1 protein-coding gene is annotated in these 237 nt (G+C 46.8%); it reads right to left on the bottom strand.

Translation table 11 applies throughout. The annotated features are described in order from the left end of the window. On the bottom strand, positions 1-237 hold a 237-nt coding region (locus AAEZ22_RS18605; RefSeq protein ID WP_352298574.1), incomplete at both ends, for an aminotransferase class I/II-fold pyridoxal phosphate-dependent enzyme.

The raw sequence follows: 237 nt of genomic DNA, 5'->3' as shown, positions 1-237 counted from the left end.
GATTAACACCTCATCACCGTCATTCATCAGTGCTTGCATCGTCATGACGATTAGCTCTGAAACCCCATTACCTAAATAGACATCACGCACATCAACGGCCGATAACAGCCCCTTAGATTGATAATATTGCAGAACGGCTTTACGCGCTGAAAATATCCCTTGCGAGTCTGAATAGCCCGTGGCTTCAGTCAGATTCATAGCAACATCACGCAAGATTTCATGCGGAGCCTCCAAGCC

The organism is Pseudoalteromonas sp. 20-MNA-CIBAN-0454, from assembly GCF_040308685.1.
Classification (GTDB): domain Bacteria; phylum Pseudomonadota; class Gammaproteobacteria; order Enterobacterales; family Alteromonadaceae; genus Pseudoalteromonas; species Pseudoalteromonas nigrifaciens.
Note: the sequence above shows the minus strand (reverse complement) of the source record. Positions and strands in the feature narration are given on the sequence as shown.